The 374-nt window shown below is 42.0% G+C and carries 1 protein-coding gene; it reads right to left on the reverse strand.

Features of this window, described 5'->3' with window-relative positions:
* Window positions 1-103: 103 nt before the first annotated feature.
* The coding region (locus tag G5B06_RS18675) for a transposase (RefSeq protein ID WP_173763297.1) at window positions 104-374 on the reverse strand (271 nt) is incomplete at its 5' end.

Genomic DNA, 374 nt, shown 5'->3' on the forward strand with positions numbered 1-374 from the left:
AGCTTAAAAACTAGGCTTTTCACCCTTGCTTTATATATAACAGTTGTTGAATGGCATGTCAAGAGCAGGCGGTTCCCCGCCTGTTTCTCTGACCTGTTTTTTATTATTCTGGCAGCCGGCCTTCATACATAATACTCAGTTCACCATATACCTGCGCCCAATTCCGGATTGTACTGGTCCATTTTTTGGTGGCTTCAAATGTAGCAAGATATAATGCCTTTAAAAGGGCCGTATCACTTGGAAATACGCTCCTCTGACGGTTCAGTTTCCGATAGGTGGAATTCAGGGATTCGATGGCATTTGTAGTATAAATCACTTTTCTGACCGTTGCTGAAAATTTGAAAATTGGAGAGATCGCATCCCAGTTATCTTTC

This window comes from Blautia luti (assembly GCF_013304735.1).
Taxonomy (GTDB): domain Bacteria; phylum Bacillota; class Clostridia; order Lachnospirales; family Lachnospiraceae; genus Blautia_A.